A 5,708-nucleotide genomic window follows, 5' to 3' on the forward strand; every position below is an offset into this window, starting at 1 on the left:
CCGACCATGCGGATCACCGGCAGCACCTTGCGGTAGAGCGCGCGCGCCGCGTCGTAGTCCTGCGCGTCGGCGGTCAGCGTGAAGAGTTGCGCGAATTCGGCCGGCATGACGTTCGAGCCGACCGAAACCCAGCCCTCGGCCCCCTCGACGAAGGACTCGAAGCCGAGGATGCCGCCGAAGACCGTCATCCGGTCGCCGCAGAGCTCGAGGATGTCCCGGATGCGCGTCACCTCGAGCGTGCTTTCCTTGATGTAGCCGACGGTCGGAATCTCCGACAGGCGCGCGACGATGGGCGGCGTCAGGTCCACGTTCGCGGTCGCCGGGTTGTTGTAGAGCATGATCGGCAGGTCCGTCGCCGCGCCGATGGTCGCGTAGTGGTGGTAGAGCTCGTCCTCGGTGGGGCTCGAGTAGAAGGGCGGGATGATCATGACGCCGTCGGCGCCCGCCGCCCGTGCCATGCGCGCCGCCCGCACCGCGTCGTCCGTCCACTCGGCCCCGGCGCCGACGAGGACCGGGACGCGGCCCGCCACCGTCTCGACCACGCAGCGCGCGACCGCGTCGCGCTCGGCCTCGGTCAGGGACAGGAACTCGCCGGTCGAGCCGAGCGGGATCAGGCCGTGGATACCCTCCCGGACCTGCCAGTCGGTGAACTCCGCCAGCGCGCCGAGATCGAGCGCGCCCTCCGCGTCGAAGGGCGTGATCATCACCGTGTAGGTGCCGCGGAAGGCCTTGGTCATCTTGCAGTCTCCGGGATTGTGGCGACCCGGGGCATGGCGAGCAGGCCCAGGGGATTGAGGCGCACGAGGTGGGCGACGTCCTCCGCCGTGAAGCCGAGGCGCCGCATCATCGGCACGACGTTGCGCAGGAAGTGACCATAGCCGTGCCCGCCCCAGCGCAGGGTGCGGGTCCGCGTGCAGATGTCGTGGCTGACGAGGATGCGCGAGCGCAGGCCGGCGTCGATCAGCGCCCGGATCGCGCGCAGGCGGCCGCGGTCGGTCGGAAGCTCGACCTCCGGGTCCATCCAGTAATGCGAAGTCTCGACGCCGAAGAAGTCCCATTCGACCATCACGCCGAGCCGCGCGAGGGCGAGCGGCCCGTGGCCGTCCGCCCCGGCGCCTTCGGGATAGGTGCGGTCCATGTGGCAGATCGCGACGCGGCCGAGGTCGGCGCCCTCGGCCGCGAGGATCTCGACGATCTCGAAGGGCGCGCGGGGATCGCGGCCCGGATGGACCGATATCCCGGACCCCGTCGCCTGCGCCGCGCGCGCCGCCGCCACCAGCGCGCGGCGCTCGCAATCCTCGAGCGGCCAGGAACAGCCGATCTCGCCGATCAGCCCCGCCCGGATCGTGGTGCCGTCGAGGCCCACGGTGATCTCCTCGACGAAGCGGGCGGTCAGCGCCTCGGCGCTCGCCGCGCGGGTCTTGGCGTCGAGATAGGCCGCGGTGTAGGTGCCGGCGGCCGCGACAACCGCGCAGCCAGAGGCGCGGGACGCGGCCGCCAGCCCCTCGGCGTCGCGCGCGAGCCCGCCGACGGACTGGTCCACGATCAGGTCGCCGCCGTCCGCGACGAAGGCCGCGAGCTCCTCGGCCGCGATGCCCCGGTCGGTCTGTCGCGCATTCGCGGCCGTGCGGTTCGACAGGTAGTCGATCTGCCAGCGGTTCCCCAGCCCGATTTCCGTCCCGGCCTCGTCCGCGCGCTGCCCCGGCGGCACGATGTCGTAGAGCAGGTGCTCGTGGACCATCACCGCCGAGAACTCCGCGGCAGGCCTGTCGCCGCACACGGTGCGCACGATGCCGGTCGGCTGGGTCGGGTCGGGCATGTCGGGCCTAGTGGCTCAGGATCTTGGAGAGGAACAGCCGCGTGTGCTCGCTCTTGGGCGCGGTGAAGAACTCCTCCGGGGGGGATTCCTCGACGATGTCGCCGCCATGCATGAGGACCACCCGGTCCGCCGCCGCGCGGGCGAAGCCCATCTCGTGCGTGACCACGATCATCGTCATGCCCTGGTGCGAGAGGTCGACCATCACGCCGAGCACCTCGGAGATCATCTCGGGGTCGAGCGCGGAGGTCGGCTCGTCGAAGAGCATGACCTGCGGCTTCATGGCGAGCGCGCGGGCGATGGCGACGCGTTGCTGCTGGCCGCCCGAGAGCTGCCTTGGATAGGCGTTCTCCTTCTCGGGCAGGCCGACGCGGGCCAGAAGCTCGCGCGCCTCCTCCTTCACCTCGTCGCGGGACCGCTTCAGGATGCGGACGGGCGCCAGCATGATGTTCTCGATCACGCTGATATGCGGGAAGAGGTTGAAGTTCTGGAACACCATGCCGAGGTCGCGCTGCTGCCGGGCGATCTCGGCATCCCGCAGCGGCACGCGCCTGCCGTTCTTCTCGCGGAAGCCCATCAGGTGCCCCGCGGCGCGGATCGTGCCGCCGTCGATTGTCTCGAGCTGGTCGATGCAGCGCAGGAGCGTGGACTTGCCGCTGCCCGAGCGGCCGCAGATCACCACGACCTCGCCCTTGCGGATCGTCATCGAGACATCGCGCAGGACGTGGTTGTCCCCGAAGGATTTCCGCACGTTCTCGATCAGCACGATGGGCTCGCCGAGCGACTTGGCCGGGCGCCTGGCGGCGCCGCGCGGTTGCGTCGGGGAGGGCGGGGTCGCGTCGGTCATGGCGGGCCTTTCGCTGGTGTCGGGCTGGACCTGGAGCGTCATACCTTGGCCGTCCCGGCCTTCTGCAGGGCCTTCTTCAGTTCCTTCTCGGCATCCGGCGAAATCGCGGTGGAGGGGCCGAAGGGCTTCTCGTAATGCGCCTCGATCCGCTGCTGGATGAGGCCCCAGATCGACACGAGCAGGAGATACCAGAGCGCTGCGACGGAATAGACCTCGAGCACGCGGAAGTTGATCTGCGCCAGCATCTGCGCGTTGCGCATCAGCTCCTCCATCGAGATCACCGAGGCGAGCGAGGTCGTCTTCAGCATCCCGTTGAACTGGTTGCCGAGCGGCGGGATGATCGTGCGGGTCGCCTGCGGCAGGATCACGTAGTACATCCGCTCCCGCCACTTCATGCCGACCGAGCGCGCCGCGTCGTCCTGGCCCTTGTCCACCGACATGATGCCCGCGCGGATGATCTCGGCCAGGTAGGCGCCCTCGTTCAGCGCCAGGCCGAGGATCGCGGATTCGATCACGTTCAGCCGGATGCCGAGCTGCGGCAGGCCGGTGTAGATGATGACGAGCTGGATCAGGACCGGCGTGCCGCGGAAGAGCCAGATGTAGAACTCGGCGATGTAGCGCACGACCGAGTTGCCGTACATCTTCATCATCGCCGCGACGACGCCGAGCCCGAGGCCGATCGTCATCGAGATTACCGACAGCCAGACGGTCGTCCATGCCCCCCGCAGCATGAAGCCGTTGGTCAGGTAGTCGAAGAAGAAGGGCCAACTCCAGTTCACCGGCGTGCTCCCGCATCAGGTCAGGTGCCGTGCGGCGCGGGGCTGGCCCTGCGCCGCACGGGATGTCGTCAGGTAGGGACCGCGAACGCGGCCGGACTTACGGCGTGTAGTAGACGGCGATGTCGCCGCTGTACTCGTCCCAGAGCTCGATCGGCGTCGCACCGTAGGCGCCGAGCATCTCGTGGTAGGTGCCGTCGGCGACCATGTCGCGGAGCACCTGCGCCACGGCATCGGCCAGCACCTCGCCCGAGGCGCCGTCGAAGCCGAAGGCCGAGGGCAGGCCGGGGTTCAGGCCAGCCGCGCCCACGTCGAAGGCGCCCTGCTCGGCATACCAGGCGGCGGTCGCGTCCGGTCCGAAGACCGCGCGCACCTGTCCCGCGCCGAGGGCGGCGAAGGCCTCGGCGAAGGTGTTGAAGGCCTGGATCTGCATGGACTCGAAGCCCTCGGCGACCTGCTCCTCGTTGATCTCGCGGATCAGCGCGTCCGCGAAGCCCGCGATCTCGGTGCCGACGGGCTCGCCCGCCAGTTCGTCGTAGCCGGTCACGCCGAGCGGGTTGCCGCGCTCCACCACGATGGCGAGCGCGTTCACCGTGTAGGGCACGAGGCGCATGATCTGCGCGCGCTCGGGGTTGTAGTACATCCCGGTGTTGATCATGTCCCAGCGCCGGTTGGCGAGGCCGGGGATCTGCACCTCGAAGCCCACGTTCATGAACTCGGGTTCGAGGCAGAGGCGGCGGGCGATCTCGCGCCCGAGGTCGGGGTGCAGGCCCTGGAGGTTGCCGGAGGTGTCGATGTACTGGCGCGGCGGGATCGTCGCGTTGATCGACATGGTCAGCACGCCCGGCGTGACCGTCGGCAGGTCGGCCGGGCAATCCTGCGCCACGGCGGCCCCGGCGCCGAAGCCGAGGGCGAGCACGGCAGCCGCGCTCTTGAGAACGTTGGTCTTCATCGTCATCGTTTACTCCCCGTTGGTGGTTGTGGAATGGCCGCTTGGGTGTCCCGCGCCGCCAGGATGGAACAGCGTCGTCAGGTCGGGCGCGGCGTCCCGCACCAGTCCAGGATGATGTCGGTGGTTGCCGCGATGGTGCGCAGGTAGTCCTGTAGGTCGACCCACTCGTCGCGCCGGCCATTCTGCGTGAGGTCGCCGCAGAGCCCGCCGAGGCCCACGGTCGGGATCGACTTCTGCACCATCGGGTTGCGGATGTCCGAAGAGGTATGCATCGGGTTGACGTGCGGCTGCCGACCGGTCTGCGCGCTGACCGCGCGCGCGGCGGTCAGGTAGAGCGGGTGGTCGGGCGGGCATTCCGCGCCGGTGACGCCGCTCAACCACTCGATCGTCGGCGGATGCGCGGCGAGGTGGGGATCGGATGCCGAGGCCGCTCCGATCGCCGCCTCGACCTCGGCCCGGACCTCGTCGAGCGTCTCGCCGGGCGGGAACGAGATGGCGCCGGCCAGAGTGCAGGTCTCGTTCAGGCGGCCGAAGCGGCGATCCTCGCCGCAGATCAGGTTCGACACCATGATGTTGGTCGAGCGGCCGACCTCCTTCTCGAGCGCGGGGTGGTGGATGCGCCGCCCCCGCTCGGCATCGAGGTCGCGGAGCGCCGCGTGGATCAGCATGGCCTTGTCCAGCGGATTGACCGCGAGATGGGCGAAGGCGGTATGCCCCGGCTCGTTCGTCGGCGGGAACTTTCCCGTCACGGTGATGCGGAATTCGAGCTGGCCCGAGGCGAAGGCCTTGATCTCGTTGAGGCCCGCCCCGGACTCGGCCGGATGGAGGTAGAGCGCCGCGTCCGCCACGAGGCCCTGATGCATCGCCGCGGCCACGCCGCGCGCGTGTCGCTTGGACGGGGCCGAGATCATGACGACATCGCCGAGCGTCGCGCCCGTCCGCGCCGCGCGCGCGAGCGCCAGCGTGCCCGCCGCGATGCCCGCGAGGTCGTCCGCGACGCCCCAGCCATAGAGCCTGCCGCCGTCGATCCGGCCCTCGAAGGGGTCGCGGCTCCAGGTTTCGGTCTGCGCCACGGGCTCGCTGTCGGGATGGGCGAACATCAGGAGCGATTGCCGGCCCGCGTCGCCGCGGAGGCGGCCGATGACGTTGACCCGTTCGCCTGGCGTCTGCGTCCGTGCCGAGGCGAATTCGCCGACGACCGGGACCGACGCCGGATCGAAGGGCCGGTCCTCGGCCTCGGCCCCGGCCTCCGCCATCCTCGCCCAGATCGCCCCCTCGACGGCGTCTTCCCCGGTGTTCTCCGCGGCGATGAGAGTG

6 protein-coding genes are annotated in these 5,708 nt (G+C 70.0%); all 6 read right to left on the reverse strand.

The genetic code is table 11. The features are described 5' to 3' along the window. Window positions 1–737: dihydrodipicolinate synthase family protein (locus ACTS11_RS11270; RefSeq protein ID WP_442640409.1), on the reverse strand; the 737-nt coding region annotated here is incomplete at its 3' end. Further along, window positions 734–1,819 carry a hypothetical protein gene (locus tag ACTS11_RS11275; RefSeq protein WP_442640410.1) on the reverse strand — a complete coding sequence of 362 codons (1,086 nt, stop codon included), beginning with the start codon at window positions 1,817–1,819 and terminating at the stop codon, window positions 734–736. The genes ACTS11_RS11275 and ACTS11_RS11270, both read right to left, overlap by 4 nt. A 7-nt stretch (window positions 1,820–1,826) precedes the next feature. Then, the gene (locus ACTS11_RS11280) at window positions 1,827–2,663 is read right to left on the reverse strand and encodes an amino acid ABC transporter ATP-binding protein (RefSeq protein WP_442640414.1); all 837 of its coding nucleotides are present in this window, start codon (window positions 2,661–2,663) and stop codon (window positions 1,827–1,829) included. Window positions 2,664–2,701: 38 nt separating this feature from the next. Then, window positions 2,702–3,442 carry an amino acid ABC transporter permease gene (locus ACTS11_RS11285; protein WP_442640411.1) on the reverse strand — a complete coding sequence of 247 codons (741 nt, stop codon included), beginning with the start codon at window positions 3,440–3,442 and terminating at the stop codon, window positions 2,702–2,704. A gap of 97 nt (window positions 3,443–3,539) precedes the next feature. Then, complete coding sequence (locus tag ACTS11_RS11290) at window positions 3,540–4,397, reverse strand: ABC transporter substrate-binding protein (RefSeq protein WP_442640412.1); 858 nt, start codon at window positions 4,395–4,397, stop codon at window positions 3,540–3,542. A gap of 71 nt (window positions 4,398–4,468) precedes the next feature. Continuing rightward, the coding region (locus ACTS11_RS11295) for a M20 family metallopeptidase (RefSeq protein ID WP_442640413.1) at window positions 4,469–5,708 on the reverse strand (1,240 nt) is incomplete at its 5' end.

The sequence above is a fragment of the Roseicyclus sp. genome (assembly GCF_052168335.1).
Classification (GTDB): domain Bacteria; phylum Pseudomonadota; class Alphaproteobacteria; order Rhodobacterales; family Rhodobacteraceae; genus Roseibacterium.